Here is a 22,034-nt window from a genome sequence, read left to right as displayed (position 1 = left end):
CCATCGACGCATGGCTACCGAACCCCCAGAGACTTCGGCCTGGGAGGCACCCCCAGGCTCCTCCCCCTCGCCCGACGCGGTGCGCGCCGCGCTCGCGACGGTGAACGATCCCGAGATCCACAAGCCGATCACCGACCTGGGCATGGTCAAGTCCGTGGACATCGCGGACGACGGCGCGGTGCGGGTGGCCGTGTACCTGACGGTGTCGGGCTGCCCGCTGCGGGACACCATCACCAGCCTGGTGACCACCGCCGTGTCGAAGGTCTCCGGGGTCACCGGGGTGACCGTCGAGCTGGACGTGATGAGCGACGAGCAGCGCCGCGAGCTGGCCACCTCGCTGCGCGGCGGGCAGGCGGAGCGGGAGATCCCGTTCGCCAAGCCCGGATCGCTGACCCGGGTGTACGCGGTCGCCTCCGGCAAGGGCGGTGTCGGCAAGTCCTCGGTGACGGTCAACCTGGCGGCCGCGATGGCCGCCGACGGCCTGAAGGTCGGTGTGGTCGACGCCGACATCTACGGCCACAGCGTGCCGCGGATGCTGGGCGCGGACGGCCGTCCGACCCAGGTCGAGAACATGATCATGCCGCCCTCGGCCAACGGCGTGAAGGTCATCTCCATCGGCATGTTCACCCCGGGCAACGCCCCGGTGGTGTGGCGCGGCCCGATGCTCCACCGGGCACTGCAGCAGTTCCTCGCCGACGTCTACTGGGGCGACCTGGACGTGCTGCTGCTCGACCTGCCGCCCGGCACGGGCGACATCGCGATCTCCGTCGCGCAGCTGGTGCCGAACGCCGAGATCCTCGTGGTGACCACGCCCCAGCAGGCGGCGGCCGAGGTCGCCGAGCGCGCGGGCACCATCGCCGTGCAGACCCACCAGAAGATCGTCGGCGTCATCGAGAACATGTCCGGGCTGCCCTGCCCGCACTGCGGCGAGATGGTCGACGTCTTCGGCACCGGCGGCGGCGAGCGGGTCGCCGAGGGCCTGACCCGCACCACCGGCGCCACCGTGCCGGTGCTCGGGCAGATCCCCATCGACGTGCGACTGCGCGAGGGCGGCGACGACGGCCGCCCGGTCGTCCTGACCGACCCGCAGTCCCCGGCCGGCTCGGCCCTGCGGGCCATCGCGGGCAAGCTCGGCGGGCGCCAGCGCGGTCTGGCCGGCCTGTCGCTGGGCATCACGCCGCGCAACAAGTTCTGATCCGGCACCTGCGATCACCGGCGGGCGGCCGCGACCGGCCCCGGAACACCTCAGGGGCGCCTCCCGGGCCGGGAAGCGCCCCTGAGCCGTCTGTCACGGCCGGTACGTGGTGATGTCCTTCACCTGGGCCAGGCCGAGGCCGTAGGCACTCATCCCGCGCCCGAAGGCACCCAGGTGCACCCCGCGCGCCGATCCGGCCATCACCCAGCCGTACTCGGACTCCCGGTAGTGGAAGGGCGTGGGGACGCCGTCCACCGGCAGGCTGAGCTCCGACCAGACGGGTCCCTCGAGATGGTCCGCGAGGTCCCAGGCGATGGCGGTCTGCTGGTCGAGCCAGTCCTGCCGCAGGTGCCGTTCCATCTGGGTGGGCCAGGTGCAGGACAGCAGTCCCGAGCCCGCCAGCCAGGCCGCCGAGGCGACCGAGGTGGCCTCCAGCACGCCGGTGCCGTCCGAGCTGTGCCGCACCGGGCGGTCGGCGACCGTGACGACCACCACGAAGCGGCGGTTGTCGGGCGTGGGCTCGACCTTCACGGACGGTTCGTCGCCGTGGCCGGTGGAGCCGTGCTCGACCGTGCCGTCGGCGCTCATGCCGACGGGGGCGAGCCAGCGGTCGCCGGTGAATGCCTCGTCCAGCCCGTACCAGGGGAAGTCGGCCTTGAGATGGCCGCCGACCGTACGATCCGCCGGGTCAGCTGTGGTCTCCATACGCGCGGCGCCTCCTCCATAAGGGCAAACAAAGGGAGAATAGCCACTCGCGCTGCGTGAACGGGGCAGGCCCCCGTCTCAGGTGGCGTCGGAATCGAACGGCGGGGCCTCGCCGGGCGTCAGGCCGTCGCGCTTGCGCAGCAGGTCAGGAGTGCCCGAGGAGCCCGAGGAGCCTGCGGAAGCCGAGCCGCCGCCGCTCTCGCGGCCGTGCACGGCGTCGGTGACCGCCGACATCTCCTCCTTGAAGTCGAACCCGTTGCGGATCTCCTTCAGGCCCAGCTCGTCGTTGTCCAGCAGCTGCTTGCGGACGAAGTTCTTCGGGTGCAGGTCCTCGAATTCGAAGTCCTTGAACTCCGGGCCCAGCTCGTTGCGGATGTCCGCCTTCGCGCTGTCCGAGAACTCCCGCACCTTGCGGATGAACTGCATCACGTCCCTGATGACCTTGGGCAGCTTGTCCGGCCCGAACACGAGCACGGCAAGGATCACGAGCGCGACGACCTCCAGCGCGCCTATGTCTGAAAACACCGTGCAGCTCCTCGTGGTCCTCGGCCGATGGACGGAATCCGGCGGATCTCACCGTACCTGCCCCAACCGTCCGCACGGGAGTGGGCACGGTCAACAGTAGGCCGCGGCCCGGTAAATCCCGAATGCGCCGTGCTCAGCTCCCGCCGGCTGAGCCCAGGGTCAGCTCCACGGCGCGCTGCTTGCCGTCCCGCTTCAAGGTCAGCTGCAGCGTGTCGCCGGGCCGGTGGGCGCGGATCCGCACGATCAGCTCCTCGCCGCTGTGCACCCGCTTGCCGTCGATGGCGGTGATCACGTCGCCCGGCTCGATGCCCGCCTTGGCGCCCGGGCCGTTCGGGGTCACCGAGTCCCCCTCGCCCTGGCCCTCGGGGCTGACCTGGGCGCCGTCGCCGGAGTACTGCAGGTTGATGCTGACGCCGATCACCGGGTGGGTGGCCTTGCCGTCGTTGATCAGCTGCTCGGCCACCCGCTTGGCCTGGTTGACCGGGATCGCGAAGCCGAGGCCGATGCTCCCGCCCTGGCTGCTGTTGCCGAAGGGGTCGGAGCCGCTGTCCGCCGAGCGGATGGCGCTGTTGATCCCGATGACCAGCCCCTTGGCGTCGACCAGCGGACCGCCGGAGTTCCCGGGGTTGATCGGGGCGTCGGTCTGGATGGCGTCGACGTAGCTGACGTCGCTGCTGCTGGTCTCCCCGCCCGCGGTGATCGGGCGCTGGGTGGCGCTGATGATGCCGGAGGTCACGGTGCCCTCGAGGCCGTACGGGGCACCGATGGCGACGACCGGGTCGCCGACCTGGGCCGCGTCGGAGTCGCCGAGGGTCAGCGGGTGGAGTCCCGCGACGCCGCCGACCTTGATGACCGCCAGGTCGTAGCCGGTGTCGTGACCCACGATCGTGGCGGGCTTCACCTGGCCGCCGTTGAAGGTCACCGAGATGGTGCCGCTCTTGGCGACGCTCTCCACCACGTGGTTGTTGGTGAGGATGTGGCCCTCGCCGTCCAGCACGAAGCCGGTGCCGGTGCCCTCGCCGCCGTCGCCCTTGACGTGGATGTAGACGACGCCGGGCAGGACCTTGGCCGCGATGCCCGCGATGCTGTCCGGGGCGCGGGTGCCGGCCCCCGCGGTGGCCTGCGGCAGGGTCACGTCCGGCGTGCCGCCGTTGTCGTGGACGTAGGCGCCCAGCACCCCGCCGACGCCCCCCGCGATCAGGGTCACGGCGATCAGGGCGGCCGCCAGCGGGGCACGGCGGCTCCCCGAGGGCTGGGCGGGACGCCGCGGGCCCGCGGCGGCGCCCGGGGGCGCCCAGGGGTCGTAGCGGTGCCACTGGCCGACGGACAGCGGGGCCGGGGGCGCCGGCGGGCCGCTGGGCGGCGGGGGTGCGGGGTGGTGCGGCGGTGCCGCGCCGGCGGGGGGCTGCACCGGCGGCGCGGGCGCCCAGGGGCCGGGCTCGCCGTACGGCGGGGTGTCGTACGCGTCAGTGGCGTGCCGGGGGGCCGCTCCGGCGGAGGGCCCGGCGGGTGCCTCGGGGACCGCGTCCGGGGCGGGCCCGTCCCGCGGCTCAGGGGGAACCGGCGCGACCGTCTCCGGCCTGCTCCACCACTTCGGCCCTTCGGCCTTCCCCTCGTCCACGGTGCTCCCCTACGACGACCAGTCCTCCCTGGATTGAACCAGGAGTCGGCGCCGCCCGCAGCCGACCGCTCAGCGGGTCACGGGGAAGTGGCCGACCAGGGGGACGACCGAGTCGAGCGGAACGGGCGCGGCCGGGGAGTCCGCCGCGCCGCTCGGCGGGGTGGCGGAGACGGACGGGCTCGCGGTCGCCGGCGGGGCCACCGCGGGTGCCGGGGTGACGCCGGGAAGCACGGATGCGGCCGGGGCGGGGAGTGACCGGCCGTCCCCGGACAGACCCAGCGGCCGGGTGAGCGTACCGGGGGGCACGTGGCCGTCGGGTGCGGCGACGCCGTACGGGTGCATGCCGCGGGAGACGGGGTGCAGCAGGTCGCTGGTGGCCGTGCTCCACACGTCGGCGGCCGCGCGGGCGGTCTCGCCGGTGAGTGGAGCCGCGGGGGTGCCCGCGCCGCTGCGGGAGAGCGGGGTGCCACCGGCTGCGTCGACCGCGGCTTCCAGCGGCAGGGCGCCGCCGAGCGCGATGGCCGCCATGGAGACCGCGCCCGCCGCGGCGAAGGCGAAGCGGCGCCGGCCGCGGACCGCGGCGGCGGACGAGGCGGGGCCGAGGGGTGCGGCCCCGGCGCCGGAGCGGCCGCTCTCGTGGATCCGGAAGCCGCGGGACACGGAGGCGGACAGGGGCAGCGAGAACTCCTCGCGCGCCTTTCCGAACAGGTCGCCGCCGAGGCGTTCACCGCCGAGGCTGGCCGTCTCCATCAGTCCGCCGTCGCCGAACGGCCCTCTTCCGCCGTCCCCGTCACCCCCGGGCAGCTCCTGGAGGCGGGCGAGCAGGCCGGCGGAGAGGGCGGGCGGCGCCGCGGCGGCCACCACGTCCTTCATCCGGCGCTGCTCGTCGGCAGCGGTCTTGCAGTCGGGGCAGGTCGCCAGGTGCGCGAGCACCCGGTCGCGGGCGTCGTCGTGCAGCTCACCGTCGACGAAGGCGGCGAGATGGTCACCCAAGTGCTGGTCGGCACACGTGAAGTGCCGGCTGACACCGCTGCTCACGTGCTCCCGCCCTCCAGGGCCGGCCGGCCGGTGGCCAGGACGGGCGCACGGCCCGGACGGGCGGCCGGCGCACGGTGCTCCAGCGCCTTGCGCAGGTGCGAACGACCGCGGTGGATACGGCTGCGCACGGTGCCCAGCTTCACGCCGAGCGTCGCGGCGATCTCCTCGTACGACAGGCCCTCGATGTCACAGAGCACGACGGCCGCGCGGAACTCCGGGGCGAGGGTGTCCAGCGCCTGCTGGATGTCCGCGTCGAAGTGGGTGTCGGCGAAGTGCTGCGCGGGGGACGGCTCGCGGCTCGGCAGCCGCTCGGCGGCGTCGTCGCCCAGGGCGTCGAAACGGATGCGCTGACGGCGGCGGACCATGTCGAGGAAGAGGTTGGTGGTGATGCGGTGCAACCAGCCCTCGAAGGTGCCGGGGGTGTACGTCGACAGCGAGCGGAAGACCCGGACGAAGACCTCCTGGGTGAGGTCCTCGGCGTCGTGCTGGTTTCCGGTGAGACGGTACGCGAGGCGGTAGACCCGGGCACTGTGCGTACTGACGATCTCCTCCCAGGAAGGGGGGGTCCATGCCTGACTGTCCCCGTCGGTGGCGAAGGTCGCGTTGGCGGCCACAGTCGCGGACTCGTCGGTGCGCGGACGTTCGTCAGCTGTATTGGTCACGGATTTCGGCTCGCCGGCCGACCTGCGGAAGCGCGAGAGCACTCCCCGGTGACCCGCCGCAGCCGCACCTCCCCTGTCGGCTCTGGTGGTGTCCAGTAGAGCCCCTACCATAGCCACCTCGCCCGTTAGCTCCGGATAAATGCCGGGCTCATCGCTCCCGGCTCCTGTGGTTCAGGTCTGTCGCAGGTACCAACGAGCGGTCCCATCTGCGGGTTCCCGACCGCAACGGATACAGTCGCCAGGCGGGCTGCAACCGTCAGGCGGACAGGAGAGGGCAATTACCGGCAACCGGCAGGCGAGCTGGGCGTTCGCGGACGCTTTCGTCGCCGAGGACGACGCGCTGATACGAGCCCGCGGGCGAGCTCGTGAGGCAGGGTTGCGCCCCGTCTCCCCCGGCACCGGCGCGGCGCTGCGTCTGCTGGCCGCCGCCACGGACGCCAAGGCGGTGGTGGAGATCGGCACCGGCACTGGGGTCTCCGGCATCCACCTGCTGCACGGCATGCGCCCCGACGGCGTGCTGACCACCGTCGACACCGAACCGGACCGCCAGCAGCTCGCCCGCACCGCCTACCGGGAGGCGGGGTTCGCGGGGAACCGCGCCCGCTTCATCCCCGGCCGGGCGCTGGACGTCCTCCCCAGGCTCGCCGACGGCGGCTACGACCTGGTGTTCTGCGACGGGGACCGGCTGGAGTACCCGGACTACCTGGGCGAATCGTTGCGCCTGCTGCGTCCCGGCGGACTGGTCTGCTTCGAGGGGGCCTTCGCGCAGGGCCGCTCCATGGACGCCGCCCACTCCGAGCCGGAGGTGATCCGGCTGCGCGAACTGATGCGGACGGTACGGGACAACCCGGCCCTCGCCCCCGTCCTGCTCCCGACCGACGACGGCCTGCTCTGCGCCGTACGGCGCGGCTGACCATTCCCCCGCCCGGAATGCACCCGTTTCCGGGCTGGCGCACCAAAGGGCAAACGCGGAACGGACAAACAAGTGGGCCCCCGGCGCATGCCGCCAGGGGCCCAAGGCTTGGATTGGCCGGTTGTCAGGCGATGGCCTTCTTCAAAGCCTCGCCGAGTGCATCCGCCTCGTCCGGAGTCAGCTCGACGACAAGCCGTCCGCCGCCCTCGAGCGGAACGCGCATGATGATGCTCCGCCCCTCCTTGGTCACCTCGAGCGGGCCATCACCCGTCCGCGGCTTCATGGCCGCCATGCTCGTTCCCCTTCCTGAAACCAGCTCTTCGCACACGGTGGCCCAGGCGCCACCGGACTCGAACACATTGGTTCTCGGCCATTATCCCGCATCGGGTGACCTGATGACCAACATCGGTTCCCATCCGTTCGAGAACCCTGTCCCGCAAAACCGTCCATTTCGGTGATCGCACTCTCCGGCGCGTTTGACGGAGGTCACATGTCCGCGCCGGGCGATCTCCGGCATGCTGACCCCGAACGTGAGCCGCGACGAAGGGGACCACATGGCCGACACCGTGCTGTACGAGGTGAGCGACGGGCTCGCCACCATCACCCTGAACCGCCCCGAAGCGATGAATTCGCTGAACGTCGAGACCAAGGTCGCCCTGCGGGACGCCCTGCAGACGGCGGGCGCCGACACCGCGGTGCGGGCCGTGCTGCTGACCGCGAACGGCAAGGCTTTCTGCGTCGGCCAGGACCTCAAGGAGCACGTCGCACTCATCGCCGAGGCCGGCGGCGGGCCGGGGGGCGTGATGTCCACGGTGCGGGAGCACTACAACCCGATCGTCACCGCGATCGCCACCATGCCCAAGCCCGTCGTCGCGGGGGTCAACGGGGTCGCCGCCGGAGCGGGCGCGGGCTTCGCCTTCGCCTGCGACTACCGCGTGGTCGCCGACACCGCCGCCTTCAACACCTCCTTCGTCGGCGTCGCCCTGACCGCCGACTCGGGGGCCTCCTGGACGCTGCCCCGGCTGGTCGGCCGCAGCCGCGCCGCCGATCTGCTGCTCTTCCCGCGCACGATCGGCGCGCAGGAGGCGTACGAGCTGGGCATCGCCAACCGTCTGGTGCCGGCCGGCGATCTGGCCGCCGAGGCCGTCTCGGTCGCCCGCCGGCTCGCCGAGGGCCCGACGGTGGCCTACGCGGCGGTCAAGGCCTCCATCGCGTACGGCGAGGAGCACTCGCTCCTGGACACCCTGGCCAAGGAGGACGAGTTGCAGACGGCCGCCGGCGCCTCCGAGGACCACCGGATCGCCGTCGAGGCCTTCCTGAAGAAGGAGAAGCCCCGCTTCCTGGGCCGCTGATCCGGGCGGCGCAGGCGCGCCGGGGCGCCCGGGGCGCTCAGCGGCGGGCGCAGCAGCCGGCCAGGTGGTCGTCCACCAGGCCGCAGGCCTGCATCAGCGCGTAGGCGGTGGTGGGGCCGACGAAGCGGAAGCCGCGCTTCTTGAGGTCCTTGGCCAGCGCGGTGGACTCCGCCGTGACGGCCGGCACGTCCGCGACGGTGCGGGGTGCCGGACGTCCGGCGGGATCCGGCGCGTACGACCAGACCAGGGCGTCCAGGCCGCCCTCGTGAGCCTCGCGCAGCGCCAGGGTGGCGCGCGCGTTGGCGACGGCGGCGTCGATCTTCGCGCGGTTGCGGATGATGCCGGTGTCGGCGAGCAGCCGCTCCCGGTCCTCGTCGGTGAAGGCGGCGACGGCATCCGGGGAGAAGCCGGCGAAGGCCTTCCGGAAGCCCTCGCGGCGACGCAGGATCGTGATCCACGACAGGCCCGACTGGAAGGCCTCCAGGGACAGCCGCTCGTAGAGGGCCCCCTCGCCGTGCACCGGGCGGCCCCACTCGGTGTCGTGGTACTCGACGTAATCGTCGGTGGACAGCCCCCACGGGCAGCGCGCCAGGCCGTCCGGGCCGGTCACCACGTCGCCGTCGCTCACAGCTCGCTCCCCGGGGCACGCGGGTCCTCGGGGGCTCGCGGAACGTCGTCGGCGTCCTTGACCAGCGAGTGGCCGCCGAGCCGGGTGGCGTGGGCGCCGGCCAGCGCGGCCTCCAGGTCGGCGATGTGGGCGTCGCGCTGGGCCAGTTCCGCGCCGAGGCGCTCCAGCACGTCGTCGACGTCCACCATGCGGTAACCGCGTACGGTCACCGGCAGGCGCAGCCGCTCGACGTCCGCGCGGCCCACCGGCCGCTCCGGCGGCAGCCGGTCGTCCACCCGGTCCGGCTCCACGTCACGGAGCACCCCGCCGTCGCCGAGCACCGCGAGGGCGACCGCGGCGACCACCGCGACCAACGCGATGAGCAAGAACCAGAACAAGACCTCTCCCGGGGTCGGCCCGACGTGTACGCCACGATCGTGCCACGTCGCGCCGTGCGCGCGGTGTGCGGTCGGCGACTATCTTCGATCGGCGTACGACATTTCGAGGGAGGCAGGCGCGACATGCTGCGGCTGGGCACACGGGAATTCGGCGAGCACGAGCCCGTGATCATGGCGATCGTGAACCGGACGCCGGACTCGTTCTACGACCAGGGCGCCACGTTCACCGACGCACCGGCCCTGGAACGCGTCGAGCGCGCGATCGCGGAGGGTGCCGCGATCATCGACGTCGGCGGGGTGAAGGCGGGCCCGGGCGAGGAGGTCTCGGCTCAGGAGGAGATCCGCAGGACCGCCGGTTTCGTCGCCGAGGTACGCAGGCGCCACCCCGACGTGGTGATCAGTGTCGACACCTGGCGCCACGAGGTCGGCGAGGCGGTCTGCGAGGCCGGCGCGGACCTGCTCAACGACGCCTGGGGCGGCGTCGACCCCCGGCTCGCCGAGGTCGCCGCGAAGCACGGCGCCGGCCTGGTCTGCACCCACGCGGGGGGCGCGCGGCCGCGGACCCGGCCGCACCGGGTGGGCTACGAGGACGTGATGGCCGACATCCTGAAGGTGACCGTGGGCCTCGCCGAGCGGGCGGCCGCGCTCGGCGTGCGGCGGGACGGCATCCTCATCGACCCCGGCCACGACTTCGGGAAGAACACCCGGCACTCGCTGGAGGCGACCCGGCGGCTGCCGGAGATGAGGGCCACGGGCTGGCCGGTGCTGGTCTCGCTGTCCAACAAGGACTTCGTGGGCGAGACCCTGGACCGCCCTGTCAAGGATCGGCTGATCGGCACCCTGGCCACGACCGCCGTCTCGGCGTGGCTGGGCGCCCGGGTGTACCGGGTGCACGAGGTCGCCGAGACCCGTCAGGTGCTGGACATGGTGGCCTCGATCGCGGGACACCGGCCCCCGGCGGTCGCCCGGCGGGGGCTGGCGTAGGGCCCGCAGGTCAGTCGCCGATCTCCTTGGTCACCAGCGCGACCGCCTCGTCGACATCGTCCGTGACGTGGAGCAGTTCCAGGTCGACGGGGGAGGCCTTGCCGCCGGCCACGACGGAGTCGCGGACCCAGTCGACCAGGCCGCGCCAGTAGGCGGAGCCGAACAGGACGATGGGGAATTGCGTGACCTTGCGGGTCTGGACCAGCGTCAGGGCCTCGAAGAGCTCGTCGAGGGTGCCGAAGCCGCCCGGCAGGACGATGAACCCGGAGGCGTACTTGACGAACATCGTCTTGCGGACGAAGAAGTAGCGGAAGTTCACGCCGATGTCGACATAGGGGTTGAGACCCTGCTCGAAGGGCAGCTCGATGCCCAGCCCCACCGAGACTCCGCCGGCCTCGCAGGCGCCCCGGTTGGCCGCCTCCATCGCGCCGGGGCCGCCGCCGGTGATGACGGCGAAACCGGCCTCGGCCAGGGCGCGGCCGATGCGGACGCCGGTCTCGTAGTCGGCCGTGCCCTCCGCCACCCGGGCGGAGCCGAAGACGCTCACCGCCCTGCCGAGTTCGGCGAGCGCGCCGAAGCCCTCGACGAACTCGGACTGGATGCGCATCACGCGCCACGGGTCGCTGTGGACCCAGTCCGATGGTCCGCGGGTGTCCAGCAGCCGCTGGTCGGTCGTCGACTTCTGCACCTGGCCCCGGCGCCGCACCACGGGACCGGTCTGGCGCTCGGGCCAGCCGCGCCCCATGGGGCGGCCCTCCGCCGCGGCTGTCTCGGCGGCGGCCGCCTCCTCCGCGTCACTGTCCATGTCGCGCTCCTTTCGCTGCCGTCCGGTCAGGGTACGACCGCGTCCGCCGGGCGGATCAAGAACGCGCCGCTGAATTGCTCGTTACGACAGCCAGGCGCGCAGCTTCTCCTCCGCCTCCAGGACGTCGGCGACGGCGACGTGCTCCTCGCGGGTGTGGGCGAGCCTGGGGTCGCCGGGGCCGTAGTTCACCGCCGGGACACCGAGGGCGGAGAAGCGCGCGACGTCGGTCCAGGCCTCCTTGGGCGCGGGCTCGGTGCCGATGGCCTGGACGAAGGCGGCCGCCACCGGGTGGGACAGGCCCGGCAGGGCTCCGGGGGCGCTGTCGGTCAGCCGCACGTCGTAGCCCTCGAAGACCTCGCGGACGTGGGCGAACGCCTCCGCCTCGGAACGGTCGGGGGCGAAGCGGAAGTTGACGATCACCGCGCAGGAGTCGGGGATCACGTTGCCGGCGTGACCGCCCTCGATCATGACCGCGTTGAGGCCCTCGCGGTAGGTGAGGCCGTCAACGACCGCCTTCCGCGGCTCGTAGGCGGCCAGCCGGGCCAGCACGGGCGCGGCCTTGTGGATGGCGTTCTCGCCCAGCCAGCTGCGCGCGGAGTGGGCGCGCCGGCCGGTGGTCTCCACGCGGACCCGCAGGGTGCCCTGGCAGCCGCCCTCGACCTTGGCGCCGGTGGGCTCCAGGAGGACGGCGAAGTCCCCGGCCAGCCACTCCGGGTGGTACTCGGCGAGCCTCCTCAGTCCGTTGCGCTCCGCCGCGATCTCCTCGGCGTCGTAGAAGACGAAGGTCAGGTCGCGGCTGGGCGCGGTGAGGGTGGCGGCCAGTCGCAGCTGGACGGCGACCCCGGACTTCATGTCGGAGGTGCCGCAGCCCCACAGGACCCCGTCCCCGTCGAGGCGGGAGGGCACGTTCTCGGCGATCGGCACGGTGTCCAGGTGCCCGGCGAGCACGACCCGCTCGGCTCTGCCGAGCCGGGTGCGGGCGACGACGGCGTCCCCGTCCCGGTCCACCGTCAGGTGCGGCAGGGCGCGCAGGGCGCTCTCCACGGCGTCCGCGAGCGGCTTCTCGGCGAGGCTGACGGAGGGGATGTCGACGAGTTGCGCCGTCACGGCGGCGGCGTCCTGACTGAGATCGAGCACGGGCCGTTCCATGCCGCCGACCCTACCGGGGGCCGGACGGGGCCCCGGCACAGCAGGCTTCGGTACGGTGTGCGCGTGCCGAAGCCACCGTCGACCTCGACACCCGCCGCACGCGCCCCCCGCAGGCGGGGGCGCGCAGCCCGTCTGGTCACCGCGGGCCTGGTCCTGCTGGGGGTCGCGGGCTACGCCGCGTACCACCTCGTCGGCGTCGGTCCGCGCCGCCCGGCCTGCACGGTCACCACGGAGGCCGGCAGCCTGACGCTGGAGCCGCAGCAGGCGGCGAACGCCTCGACGATCGCCGCGGTGGCGACCTCGCGCGGGCTGCCGGAGCGGGCGGTGACGATAGCGCTGGCCACGTCGATGCAGGAGTCGGCGCTGCGCAACCTCGACCACGGCGACCGCGACTCGGTGGGGCTGTTCCAGCAGCGCCCTTCGCAGGGCTGGGGCACGGCCGCACAGATCATGGACCCGGTCTACGCCTCCAACGAATTCTTCGACGGGCTGGTGAAGATCCACGGGTATTCCCGGCTCCCCCTCACGGTGGCCGCGCAGAAGGTGCAGAAGAGCGGCTTCCCGCAGGCGTACGCCAAGCACGAGGGGGACGCCGCGCTGCTGGCCGGCGCGCTGACCGGCCGGCACGCCGGGGCGCTGAGCTGCGTCACCGCGAAGGCCGCGGGGACGGTCTCCGGGGGCGACCCGGCGAAGGTGCGGGAACGGCTGGTGCGGGAGTTCGGGGCCGATGTGGCGCCGCGGACCACCGAGACGCCCGCGGACCCGGACGGCGAGTTCGCGCGGGACGCCAAGAACGGTGCGCGGGGCGGCCATCCGGCGCGGCGCACGGTGGCCGTGCCGTCCGCCCCGGCGGGGAACGAGGAGCGCGGCGACGAACGCCGGCGGGGCTGGGAGCTGGCCCAGTGGGCGGTGGCCCACGCGCATGAACTGAAGGTGGAGAAGGTGTCCTTCGACGACCGCGAGTGGTCGGCGAAGGCATCCGAACGGGGGTGGACGGCGTCGAATTCCGGCGCCGCGCGCGAGACCGCGGGCGACGTCAGGATCACCGTCGCGCAATAGTGCGGGCATTCACCCCCAGGCGGGTGATTGATACGCCAAACCCATCAGATGTGAATCCCCTCGTTCGGGGGTGCGAAAAAAGCTTCTGATCTAGGGCTGCGACGTTTCCGCGGCACTTCCGGCTCCGTCCGAATTGCTCCGCTTCACCACCCCGGGAATCCGTCCGCATTACCAAGTCTTTACTCTTGGCGGCCGCAACCTCCGACCCCCTTCACGCGGTAGTCACGACGTCCGCCCCGCGGACATGTCACGTCGAAACCGTCGTCTCTCCGTAAAAGGAGCACCATGTCTCTCCCCCTCGCGCGTCGGATCGCCCGGGCCGCCCTGCTGGTCGGCGCGGCCGCGGCTCCTCTCATCGGTGCCGGTGCCGCGTCCGCCGCCGAGCTGCCGCAGGTCGGCGACCTGGGTGGGCTGACCAACGTGGACAAGACCCCCGAGCTCACCGGCACCGTGAACGGCGTGGCCAAGCAGTCCGGCGCCGTGAAGACCGTGCAGGAGGCGCTGCCCGTCACGTCGGGCACCGTCGGCGGCCTGGCCAAGAGCGCCCAGCCGGCCGCCGGGGGCGCCGCGACGCAGGTCGCCAAGACCGTCGGCGGCGCCGCCCAGGAGCTCGGGAGGACCGCCGAGGGCTCCGGGCTGCCGGGCGGCCTGCCCTCCGCCGGCCGGCTGCCCGTGCAGGGGCTCCCCATCGGCGGCTGACCCCCCACAGCGGCGCCGAAAGGGCCCGGGGAGCGGTGCTCCCCGGGCCCTTCGCGCCGTCGTGGTGACCTCGCGGCTCAGGAGGACAGCCGGCGCACCGCCGCCGCCACCCGCTCGTCGGTGGCCGTGAAGGCAACCCGGACGAACCGCTCCCCCGCCGCGCCGTAGAACTCGCCGGGCGCCACGAGGATGCCCTGCTTGGACAGATCCGCGACGGTGTCCCAGCAGGACTCGTCGCGCGTCGCCCACAGGTACAGGCTCGCCTCGCTGTGCTCTATCCGGAAGCCGGCGGCCTCGAAGGCCTCCCGCAGGGCCGCCCGCCGCCGCGCGTAGCGCTCCCGCTGCCGGGCCACGTGGGCGTCGTCCCCGAGCGCGGCGACCGTGGCGGCCTGCACCGGGGCGGGCGTCATCATGCCGCCGTGCTTGCGGATCTGCAGCAGCTCGCCGAGCACCGCCGGGTCTCCGAGGAGGAAGGCCGAGCGGTAGCCGGCCAGATTGGAGCGCTTGGACAGCGAGTGGACGGCCACGATGCCCTCGTAGGAACCGCCGCAGACGTCCGGGTGCAGGACCGAGACCGGGGCGGCGTCCCAGCCCAGCTCCAGGTAGCACTCGTCGCTGAACACCAGCACGCCGTTCTCACGCGCCCAGGCGACGGCACGGGTCAGCTCGTCCTTGGACAGCACACGACCGGTGGGGTTGGAGGGGCTGTTGAGCCACAGCAGCCGCAGCCCGGCCGGGTCGGGCTCGGTCGGGTCGTCGTAGACCACCGGCTCGGCGCCCGCCAGCCGCGCCCCGACCTCGTACGTCGGGTAGGCCAGCCGCGGGTGGGCCACCTTGTCGCCCGCCCCGAGGCCCAGTTGGGTCGGCAGCCAGGCGACCAGCTCCTTGGAGCCGACGACCGGCAGCACGTGCGCGTCGGTCAGCCCGGCGGCGCCCAGCCGCCGGGCGGCCCATCCGGTGATGGCGGCGCGCAGCTCGGGCGTCCCCCACACGGTCGGGTACCCGGGGCTGTCCGCCGCCCCCGCCAGGGCACGCTGCACGATGTGCGGGACCGGGTCGACCGGGGTGCCGACCGACAGGTCGACGATGCCGCCGGGGTGCGCGGCGGCCGTGGCCTTGTACGGTTCGAGCCGGTCCCACGGGAAGACGGGGAGTCTGGACGAGACTGGCTGCGCCACGGTGGTGCTCACTTTCCGTTCCTCGCAGGCCCGCGGCCTGCCGCTGCCTGGAACACGGCGGTCCCGCACGGCGCCGTGCCGTGCGGGACCGCCCGCGATTCTCGGGTCACTCGCCCTGCGGGGGCAGGGCGGCGATGAAGGGGTGGTCGCGCTCGATCAGCCCGAGCTTGGAGGCACCACCGGGCGAGCCGAGCTCGTCGAAGAACTCGACGTTCGCCTTGTAGTAGTCCTTCCACTCCTCCGGGGTGTCATCCTCGTAGAAGATGGCCTCCACCGGGCAGACCGGCTCACAGGCTCCGCAGTCGACGCATTCGTCCGGGTGGATGTACAAGGACCGCTGGCCCTCGTAGATGCAGTCGACGGGGCACTCCTCGATGCACGCCTTGTCCTTGACGTCGACACAAGGCTGCGCGATGACGTAGGTCACGCTGTCGTTCCTCCTCGATAGGGCTGTCTCGCGCGGGAGCGCGGCGTCGTCGATGCCCGCCCCTAGTATCTCCGTTCTTGGGCAGCAGACGAACAGGAGGGGCGGTCATGAGCATGGATTTCACCGCCGGAGGCCGGCTCGAGGTGCGCATAACCCCTTCTGACGTGGGCAAACGCGTTTCGGTACGCAGGATCGCGGAGATCGTCGAGGGACGGCCGGTGTTCGCCGACGCCGTCGGTATTCTCACATCGTGGGACGAAGGGGTGCTTGTTGTCACCCGTCGGGACGGCGAAAACGTCCACATCGCGGAATCGTCCCTGGTGGCGGGCAAGATCGTGCCCGACGCACCGGCGCGTCGCGGCGCCCGCGCGCCCCGCGCGACGGCCCGGGAACTGCAGGAATCCGCCAGCCGCGGCTGGCCCGCACCGGAGACCGCCCGGCTGGGCGCCTGGACGCTCCGGGCCGCCGGCGGCTTCACCCGGCGCGCCAACTCCGTGCTGCCGCTCGGCGATCCCGGTGTCCCGCTGACGGAGGCCGTCGCGCGGATCGCCCGCTGGTACGGCGACCGCGGCCTGCCGGCGTACGTGCAGGTCACCACGGGTAGCGAGGACTCCGACCAGACTCTGGCGGAGGCGCTGGACGGCCTCGGCTGGACGGCGGAGGGCCACGCCCTGCTGCGTACGGCCGCCCTGGCGCCGATCGCGGACCTGCCGGGCGCCGAGGCCGTGTGCCTGTCCCGCGAGGCCGACGCGGCATGGCTCGCCCGCTACCACCGCACGGGTGGCCTGAGCGACGCGGCACTGAAGGTGCTGAGCGGTGGCCCCTCGGTGTGGTTCGCCACGGTGCCGGGAGACGGCGACATCGCCGGCACCGGGCCCGCGGCGATCGGCCGCTGCGTCGTCGACGGCCGGTTCGCCTCCTTCGGAGCCGTCGAGGTGGCCCCGTCCCACCGGCGGCGCGGACTGGCCCGGGCCGTGATGGCCGCGCTCGCCCGCAAGGCCCTGGACGAGGGCGCTTCCGGCGCGTACCTGCAGGTCGAGACCGGCAACGAGGGCGCGATCGCCCTCTACGACCTGATGGGCTTCACCACCCACCACGCCTACCACTACCGGCGCGGCCCGCTGTCCGCGGGAGGGTGAGCGACCCGGTATGGACGACGCCATCAGGCAGCGCTTCGCCGAGGCCGCCCGCGAGCCGCGCCCCGACCTCGCGGACCTGTGCCTGCTCATCGGGGCCGCGGCCGACCCTTCCCTCGACGAGGCCGGGACGGACGCCGCGCAGATGGAACTCGACCGCCTCGCCGGGCTCCTGCCGTACGGCCTCGCCGCCCCCGCCGACTGGGCCGCCGCCGCCGCCGAACTCCTCGGCCGCCGCTGCGGGTACCGCGGCTCCCCCGCCGACTACCAGCGGCTGGAGTCCTCGCTGCTGCATGAGGTGCTGCGGCGGCGGCGCGGGCTGCCGATCCTGCTGTCGGTGATCTGGATGGAGGTCGTCCGGCGGGCCGGCGGGCCGGTCCACGGGGTGGCCCTCCCCGGGCACTTCGTCGTGGGCTTCGGCGACCCCGCGGGCGGGTTCGTGCTGGCCGACCCCTTCAACGGCGGCCGGCGGCTCGGCGAGGAGGACGTGCGCCTGCTGGTGGCGGGCGCGACGGGGACCGCGCCGTCCCCGGCGATGCTGGAGCCGGCGGATCCGCTGGACATCGTGCTGCGCGTGCTCAACAACATCCGTGCCTGGGCCTCGGCGCGGCCGGAGCACCTGGCCACGCAACTGTGGGCGGTCGAGCTGGCGCTGCTGCTGCCGCACCATCCGGCGCGGCTGCGCTTCGAGCACGCGCAACTGCTGGTGCGAAAGGGGGACTTCGCGCGGGGCGCGGCGGAGATGGAGGCGTACGCGGACGTGCTCGCCGAGGCGGAGCCGTCCGCCGCGACGGCGTTGCGGCGACAGGCGCGGGCCGCCCGCGCGCTCCTGAACTGACCACGTAGGGGTGCGAACGGTGCTGGTGGTCCCGGTCGGCGGTGCTGGGTGCCGGGGTGCCGCCGGTTCTCGGGCACGGGTTCGTCTCGCGCCCTTCGGGCGCGAGTCGGACGGGGAGCCGAACCGGCTAGAGCCAGCCGCGCTCCAGCGCGATGCGGACCACTTCGGCGCGGTTGCGGGCCGCGGTCTTCTGGATCGCGGTGGACAGGTAGTTGCGGACGGTCCCCTCGGAGAGGTGGAGGCGGCGGGCGATGTCCGCGTTGAGGGACCCGTCGGCGGCCGCGCGCAGGACGTCGCGCTCCCGCGGGGTGAGGGGGTCGGCCCCCTCCGACAGCGCGGCCGCCGCGAGCACCGGGTCGATGACCTTCTCCCCCCGCAGCACCCCGCGCACCGCCTCCGCGAGTTCCCCCGCGGGCGCGTCCTTGACCAGGAACGCGTCGGCGCCCGCCTCCATGGCGCGGCGCAGGTACCCGGGCCGGCCGAACGTGGTGACGATGACGACGCGCACCCCGGGCAGTTCCGCCCGCACCGCGGCAGCCGCGTCGAGGCCGGTCATCGCGCCGGGCATCTCGATGTCGAGGAGGGCGACCTGCACGCCCGCGGCGCGGGCCGCGCCGACGACGTCCTCGCCGCGGGCGACCTGCGCGACCACCTCGATGTCGTCCTCAAGCCCCAGCAGCGCTGCCAGGGCCTCCCGCGCCATCGCCTGGTCCTCCGCCAGCAGCACCCGGATCATGGGCGTGAGCGTAGTCGGCCGGGACGACGGCGCGGAGGGTGAAGCCGCCGTCCGCGGCGGTCTCCAGACGGCCACCGGCGAGCTCCAGGCGCTCCTCCAGGCCCGTCAGGCCGTTGCCCCGCCGTGTGCCGCCGGGGCCGGCGCCACGGCCGTCGTCGGCGACGGTGAGCCGTACCGTGCCGTCGTCCTCGGCCACGGTGACCGTGCAGCGGGAGGCGCCGCTGTGCCGTACGACGTTGGTGACGGCCTCGCGCAGGGCCCAGGCCAGGGCTCCCTCGGCCTCCGGGGTGAGCGGGGCGGCCACCGTCGCGGGCAGCCCGGCGCGGACGCCGGCGGCCCGCAGGGCGCCGCGGGCGCCGGCGAGCTCGGCGGCCAGGGTGGGCATGCGATAGCCGCTGACGGCCTCCCGGACGTCCACCAGGGCCTGCCGGCTGACCCGCTCGATGTCGGCGACCTGCGCGGCGGCGTCCTCGGGGCGGCCGGGCAGCATGCGTCCGGCCAGTTCGCTCTTGAGGGTGATCAGCGACAGTGAGTGGCCGAGCAGGTCGTGCAGGTCGCGGGCGAGCCGCAGCCGCTCCTCCGTGGCGGCGAGCTGGGCCACCGCCGCCCGGGCCTCGCGCAGTTCGCGGGTGGTCCGCACCAACTGGCGCACCCCGGTCATGGCGTAGCCGCCGAGCAGGCACGGCACGAGCAGCGAGATCACCAGGCCCTCGCCCGCCCCGGTGAGTCCCGCGACGCCCGCGAGCACCGCCGTGACCGGTGGGATCGCCCAGTGCGCCTGGCGGCTGGGCAGCACCGCCCCGCAGCCCACGGCGAGGTAGACGAACAGGACGAGGAAGTCGTCGCCGAGGGTGAGGGTCATCAGCAGGGCCAGCGCGCCGAGCAGCAGGAGCTGCCCGTACACCCGGCGCGGCTGGTGTTCGGCGTTGGTCCGCAGGAAGACGATGCCCAGGTAGACGGCGACGAACGCGGCGAGCCCGAGCCAGCCGAGCACGGTCGCGGTGAGGCCGCGGCCGCCCTCGGCGAGATCGCTGACCGGGGCGCCGAGGTAGAGCATCCACATGGCCACCCAGACCAGCTTGATCAGGGCCTGGCGGCGGTTCTCCGGGGCCCGGCCGATCGCCGGGGCGTTCCGGGCCTCGGCGGCCTCCGGCTGCTGCGTCGCTCCGACGGCCACGTTCCTTCTCCTCTCAGGTCCTCGCGGTGTCCTTGCGGTACATCCAAGCGGCTGTCCCGCCGGACACCAGCCCGTAGACCAGCAGCACGGCGATGTCCCTCGCGTGCGGGGCCCGGCCGAGTTCGACGGCCTGGCCGAGTGCCGCGTACGGGCGGGCCGGCAGCAGGTTCGCGATGTCGCGCAGCCAGCCGGGGAAGGAGTCGAAGGGCATCCACAGGCCGCCGAGCAGCGCGAGCCCGAAGTAGGCGATCATCGCGACGGGACGGGCGGTCTCCGCCGAGGCGACATAGCCGATGGCCACGCCGAGCGCCGCGAAGACGAAGCTCCCCGCCCAGCTGGTGAGCAGCACCCCGGCCCACTGCCAGGCGGCCATCCGTACGCCCTTCAGGGCGCCGCCGGCGAGCAGCACGAGCACGATGGAGGGCAGGCTGACCGTGGCGGCCGCGGCGATCTTGGCCAGGACGTAGCCGCGCCCGGGGAGGGCGGTGAGCCGCAACTGGCGCACCCAGCCCTTGTCGCGCTCCCGGGCGATCCGCTCGGAGTTGCCCATGAGCACGGCGGTCATGGCGCCGAAGGCGCACATGGCGACCATGTAGTACGGCACCATCGCCGCCTTCTGGCCCGCCGTCAGGATCATGAAGAGCAGCACCGGGTACAGCACCGAGAAGTTGCCGGCGCCGTTGGGGCCCAGGAGGGCGACGGTCTCACCGGGGTGGAGGGTCAGGCTCAGGTCGTCGACGGCCCGGACCTGACCGAAGCTCTTGCTCACGTGGGTGAACACTGTTGCGGTCATGGCAGCAGCGTCGCGGACGGCGGGGTGCGCGCGGCAGTGCCGGGCGTCCTGTCCCGCGGATGACAGATGTCATGGGTGTGGTCCCGGTACGGGTACCGGGGCCACACCTCTCACACGCGGATCGCGCGACCTGGGGTCAGGACGTGCCCTCGATGGTCACCGTCTTCTTGGCGGTGTCGGTGGTCTGCAGCGCGGGCAGCATCGCGGAGGCGACGTCCTCGGGGGTGACGGCGGTCTTGCTGCCGTCACCGCGTTCGACCAGCACACCGTCGAAGGCGCCGCCGTACAGGCCCTTGAGCACCTTGCGGTCGATGTACGGGGTCAGGTTGCCGTCCTGGTCCGGCACCATCGTGAGGATCTGCGACAGCGACTTCTGCGGGCTGAACGGGACGGGAGCCCCGGCGCCCGCCCGGACCATGACGAACCCGGACATGGCCGTCTTCCCGAAGCCGTTGACGGCCTCGTCGAGCGCCTCCTGGGTCACCTTGGGCTGGACGGTGGTGACCTTCAGGCTCACCGCGCCCGCCTTGCCGGTGGCGACCTGCGTGGCGTAGGCGGCGGTGACGGCGTCGATCGATGCGGCCGCGTCCACGCCCTGGTGGGGCTTGCCGGGGACCGCGACGGCCTTGCCGTTCACGAACTTGACCATGCCCTCGGAGCCGGAGCCGCCGAGCCCCTGGGAGAGCTTCTCCAGCTGGGCGCGGAGCTTCTCGCTGTCCGTGGTCAGCACGGGGTCGGCGGCGCGCGAGACGCCGAACAGAGAGCCGATGACGGTGACCGGGTTGTAGTCGCGGTGCGCCACGTTGCGGACGGTCGCGTCGGTGTCGAAGACGAGACCGGCGGCCGCGGGCTTGAGCGACTTGCGCTCGTCGCCGATGGTGACGGTGAGCGGGGCGTTCTTGCGGGAGCCGAGCGCCTGGTCGAGGAGCGCGACGGCCTGGTCCTTGGACTTGCCGCCGATCCCGACGCCGTAGACGGTGGTGCCGGCCGGCACGTCGGAGTGGTCCATCAGCAGTCCGGCGCCGTAGGCGATGCCGAGCAGGCCGAGCACGCCGACGCCCACCAGTATGAGCTTGGAACGGCCCTTGGCCTCGCGCTCCGCGGTGCTCTGCCGACTCGCCGGCGCCGCCGGCTCGTCCTGCTCGAAGCGGTACATCTCGCCGCCGGGCGGGGCCTGCCGGTTGGCGGAGGGCCCTGCGGGGGGAACCGCCGGGATGCCGCCGACGACGGTGTCGCCGGACAGCCGCTCGCCCGCGGAGGGCGGGAACGGCGTGGGGTAGGGCGAACGGCCGGCCGCGGGGGCCGCCGGGGGCACCCTCATCTCCCCGGTGACCGGGCCCGCGGTGGGCCCGGCCGGCGGCTGCTGCCCCGGGAAGGGCACGCCGGCGCCGGGACCCTTCGCCGGGCCCGCACCGGGGCCGCCGGGGAAGGCGCGCGGCGCCGGGGCGGGGCGTCCGGGACCGGCCGGGCCGCCGGGACCACCCGGGCCGCCCGGCGCCACGGGGCCACCGGGACCGGCCGGGCCACCTGGCGCCACGGGGCCGCCGGGACCACCCGGGCCCGCGGGGCCGACCCCGCCGTCGTTCAGGTACGGGATGCCGCCGCGCCGGGGTCCGGCGGGTGCGGCGCCCGGCCCGGGGGCCGGTCGGCGGTCCGCCGGGCCGGGCTGGGCGGGGATGTCGCCGCGTTGCATCGGCTGGGTGACCTCGGGGGCGGCGAACTCCTGCGCCGCCTCGGGACCGGGCGCCGGGGCCGGCGCCGGGGCGGCCTTCCGCGGCGCGAACCAGTCGCTCGTCGGCTTCTCGCTCTTCGGCGCGGGAGCCGGCTCCGCGGCGGGCTCCGGCGCGGGCGCCGGGGCGCCCTGACCGGCCCCGGTGCCGCCGCCGACGGTCCAGCCCGCCGGCAGGGGGGCCGACTCGGCCGCGGCGGCGGCCGGTGCGGACCCGGTGGGTGCCTCGCCCTCCGCGCCGCCCTCGACGGGGGTGCGGACGACGACCGGCGGGATCGGCCGGGACCCGGGGATGTTGATGCGCACCC

At 73.7% G+C, this 22,034-nt stretch carries 24 protein-coding genes; 8 read left to right on the top strand and 16 right to left on the bottom strand.

Annotation, left to right across the window (positions count from 1 at the left end):
* The first annotated feature begins 10 nt into the window (after nt 1–10).
* The gene (locus ACRWNP_RS08115; protein WP_431960338.1) at nt 11–1,195 is read left to right on the top strand and encodes an Mrp/NBP35 family ATP-binding protein; all 1,185 of its coding nucleotides are present in this window, start codon (nt 11–13) and stop codon (nt 1,193–1,195) included.
* Between the two features lie 93 nt (nt 1,196–1,288).
* Here ACRWNP_RS08115 and ACRWNP_RS08110 read toward each other — a convergent pair whose 3' ends face one another.
* From ACRWNP_RS08110 to sigE, 5 genes are all read right to left on the bottom strand, one after another.
* The gene (locus tag ACRWNP_RS08110) at nt 1,289–1,900 is read right to left on the bottom strand and encodes a hypothetical protein (protein WP_431960337.1); all 612 of its coding nucleotides are present in this window, start codon (nt 1,898–1,900) and stop codon (nt 1,289–1,291) included.
* A 78-nt stretch (nt 1,901–1,978) separates the two neighbouring features.
* Nucleotides 1,979–2,425 carry a sec-independent translocase gene (locus ACRWNP_RS08105; protein ID WP_431960336.1) on the bottom strand — a complete coding sequence of 149 codons (447 nt, stop codon included), beginning with the start codon at nt 2,423–2,425 and terminating at the stop codon, nt 1,979–1,981.
* A gap of 133 nt (nt 2,426–2,558) precedes the next feature.
* The gene (locus ACRWNP_RS08100; RefSeq protein WP_431960335.1) at nt 2,559–4,046 is read right to left on the bottom strand and encodes a S1C family serine protease; all 1,488 of its coding nucleotides are present in this window, start codon (nt 4,044–4,046) and stop codon (nt 2,559–2,561) included.
* 69 nt (nt 4,047–4,115) lie between these two features.
* On the bottom strand, nt 4,116–5,084 hold the full coding sequence (locus tag ACRWNP_RS08095; RefSeq protein WP_431960334.1) for an anti-sigma factor family protein: 969 nt from the start codon (nt 5,082–5,084) through the stop codon (nt 4,116–4,118).
* Nucleotides 5,081–5,857, bottom strand: coding sequence for an RNA polymerase sigma factor SigE (gene sigE / locus ACRWNP_RS08090; protein WP_431960333.1), 777 nt, complete (start codon nt 5,855–5,857; stop codon nt 5,081–5,083). The genes ACRWNP_RS08095 and sigE overlap by 4 nt, the downstream gene beginning before the upstream one ends.
* Nucleotides 5,858–5,993: 136 nt before the next feature.
* Between sigE and ACRWNP_RS08085 the strand changes: the two genes are divergently transcribed.
* On the top strand, nt 5,994–6,659 hold the full coding sequence (locus ACRWNP_RS08085; protein WP_431960441.1) for an O-methyltransferase: 666 nt from the start codon (nt 5,994–5,996) through the stop codon (nt 6,657–6,659).
* Nucleotides 6,660–6,783: 124 nt separating this feature from the next.
* On the opposite strand, the gene ACRWNP_RS08080 is transcribed toward ACRWNP_RS08085, so the two are convergent.
* Complete coding sequence (locus ACRWNP_RS08080) at nt 6,784–6,951, bottom strand: DUF3117 domain-containing protein (RefSeq protein ID WP_018561471.1); 168 nt, start codon at nt 6,949–6,951, stop codon at nt 6,784–6,786.
* Between the two features lie 262 nt (nt 6,952–7,213).
* Here ACRWNP_RS08080 and ACRWNP_RS08075 point away from each other — a divergent pair, with 262 nt between their 5' ends.
* A complete protein-coding gene (locus ACRWNP_RS08075) occupies nt 7,214–8,011 on the top strand; it encodes an enoyl-CoA hydratase/isomerase family protein (protein WP_431960440.1) in 798 nt (265 codons plus the stop codon).
* 37 nt (nt 8,012–8,048) lie between these two features.
* Here the strand turns inward: ACRWNP_RS08075 and ACRWNP_RS08070 are convergent, their stop codons facing one another.
* Both ACRWNP_RS08070 and ACRWNP_RS08065 read right to left on the bottom strand, forming a co-directional pair.
* Nucleotides 8,049–8,639, bottom strand: a complete 591-nt coding sequence (locus ACRWNP_RS08070; protein WP_431960332.1) for a DNA-3-methyladenine glycosylase I — start codon at nt 8,637–8,639, stop codon at nt 8,049–8,051.
* Complete coding sequence (locus ACRWNP_RS08065; RefSeq protein WP_431960331.1) at nt 8,636–9,016, bottom strand: cell division protein DivIVA; 381 nt, start codon at nt 9,014–9,016, stop codon at nt 8,636–8,638. The genes ACRWNP_RS08070 and ACRWNP_RS08065 overlap by 4 nt, the downstream gene beginning before the upstream one ends.
* 123 nt (nt 9,017–9,139) lie before the next feature.
* Between ACRWNP_RS08065 and folP the strand changes: the two genes are divergently transcribed.
* Nucleotides 9,140–10,000 (top strand): dihydropteroate synthase, encoded by an 861-nt coding sequence (gene folP / locus ACRWNP_RS08060; protein ID WP_431960330.1) that lies wholly within the window; start codon nt 9,140–9,142, stop codon nt 9,998–10,000.
* A gap of 10 nt (nt 10,001–10,010) precedes the next feature.
* On the opposite strand, the gene ACRWNP_RS08055 is transcribed toward folP, so the two are convergent.
* Together ACRWNP_RS08055 and dapE are read right to left on the bottom strand one after the other, a co-directional pair.
* Nucleotides 10,011–10,745 carry a TIGR00730 family Rossman fold protein gene (locus ACRWNP_RS08055; protein ID WP_431960439.1) on the bottom strand — a complete coding sequence of 245 codons (735 nt, stop codon included), beginning with the start codon at nt 10,743–10,745 and terminating at the stop codon, nt 10,011–10,013.
* A gap of 141 nt (nt 10,746–10,886) precedes the next feature.
* Nucleotides 10,887–11,954: a succinyl-diaminopimelate desuccinylase gene (dapE, locus tag ACRWNP_RS08050; protein WP_431960329.1), complete on the bottom strand. Its 1,068-nt coding sequence runs from the start codon at nt 11,952–11,954 to the stop codon at nt 10,887–10,889.
* Nucleotides 11,955–12,017: 63 nt separating this feature from the next.
* Here dapE and ACRWNP_RS08045 point away from each other — a divergent pair, with 63 nt between their 5' ends.
* Both ACRWNP_RS08045 and ACRWNP_RS08040 read left to right on the top strand, forming a co-directional pair.
* Nucleotides 12,018–13,013, top strand: coding sequence for a heavy metal transporter (locus ACRWNP_RS08045; RefSeq protein ID WP_431960328.1), 996 nt, complete (start codon nt 12,018–12,020; stop codon nt 13,011–13,013).
* A gap of 285 nt (nt 13,014–13,298) precedes the next feature.
* On the top strand, nt 13,299–13,712 hold the full coding sequence (locus tag ACRWNP_RS08040; RefSeq protein ID WP_431960327.1) for an ATP-binding protein: 414 nt from the start codon (nt 13,299–13,301) through the stop codon (nt 13,710–13,712).
* Between the two features lie 77 nt (nt 13,713–13,789).
* Here ACRWNP_RS08040 and dapC read toward each other — a convergent pair whose 3' ends face one another.
* Together dapC and fdxA are read right to left on the bottom strand one after the other, a co-directional pair.
* Nucleotides 13,790–14,902, bottom strand: a complete 1,113-nt coding sequence (dapC, locus tag ACRWNP_RS08035; RefSeq protein ID WP_431960326.1) for a succinyldiaminopimelate transaminase — start codon at nt 14,900–14,902, stop codon at nt 13,790–13,792.
* Between the two features lie 94 nt (nt 14,903–14,996).
* Nucleotides 14,997–15,317 (bottom strand): ferredoxin, encoded by a 321-nt coding sequence (gene fdxA, locus ACRWNP_RS08030; protein WP_018561461.1) that lies wholly within the window; start codon nt 15,315–15,317, stop codon nt 14,997–14,999.
* A 113-nt stretch (nt 15,318–15,430) separates the two neighbouring features.
* Between fdxA and ACRWNP_RS08025 the strand changes: the two genes are divergently transcribed.
* Both ACRWNP_RS08025 and ACRWNP_RS08020 read left to right on the top strand, forming a co-directional pair.
* Entirely contained in the window at nt 15,431–16,456 is a 1,026-nt protein-coding gene (locus ACRWNP_RS08025; protein ID WP_431960438.1) for a GNAT family N-acetyltransferase, read from the top strand.
* Between the two features lie 10 nt (nt 16,457–16,466).
* Nucleotides 16,467–17,291 carry a transglutaminase-like domain-containing protein gene (locus ACRWNP_RS08020; protein WP_431960325.1) on the top strand — a complete coding sequence of 275 codons (825 nt, stop codon included), beginning with the start codon at nt 16,467–16,469 and terminating at the stop codon, nt 17,289–17,291.
* A gap of 127 nt (nt 17,292–17,418) precedes the next feature.
* Here the strand turns inward: ACRWNP_RS08020 and ACRWNP_RS08015 are convergent, their stop codons facing one another.
* The 4 genes from ACRWNP_RS08015 to ACRWNP_RS08000 all read right to left on the bottom strand — a co-directional run bounded on the left by ACRWNP_RS08015 (nt 17,419) and on the right by ACRWNP_RS08000 (nt 22,032).
* A complete protein-coding gene (locus tag ACRWNP_RS08015; RefSeq protein ID WP_431960324.1) occupies nt 17,419–18,027 on the bottom strand; it encodes a response regulator in 609 nt (202 codons plus the stop codon).
* Nucleotides 17,957–19,204: a sensor histidine kinase gene (locus ACRWNP_RS08010; protein ID WP_431960323.1), complete on the bottom strand. Its 1,248-nt coding sequence runs from the start codon at nt 19,202–19,204 to the stop codon at nt 17,957–17,959. The genes ACRWNP_RS08015 and ACRWNP_RS08010 overlap by 71 nt, the downstream gene beginning before the upstream one ends.
* A 13-nt stretch (nt 19,205–19,217) precedes the next feature.
* A complete protein-coding gene (locus ACRWNP_RS08005) occupies nt 19,218–19,997 on the bottom strand; it encodes an ABC transporter permease (protein ID WP_431960322.1) in 780 nt (259 codons plus the stop codon).
* 136 nt (nt 19,998–20,133) lie between these two features.
* The gene (locus ACRWNP_RS08000; protein ID WP_431960321.1) at nt 20,134–22,032 is read right to left on the bottom strand and encodes a hypothetical protein; all 1,899 of its coding nucleotides are present in this window, start codon (nt 22,030–22,032) and stop codon (nt 20,134–20,136) included.
* Nucleotides 22,033–22,034: the final 2 nt, after the last annotated feature.

The organism is Actinacidiphila sp. bgisy160 (assembly GCF_965342435.1).
Taxonomy (GTDB): domain Bacteria; phylum Actinomycetota; class Actinomycetes; order Streptomycetales; family Streptomycetaceae; genus Actinacidiphila.
The sequence above is the reverse complement of the archived record's forward strand: the minus strand, read 5'-3'. Positions and strand labels throughout refer to the sequence as shown.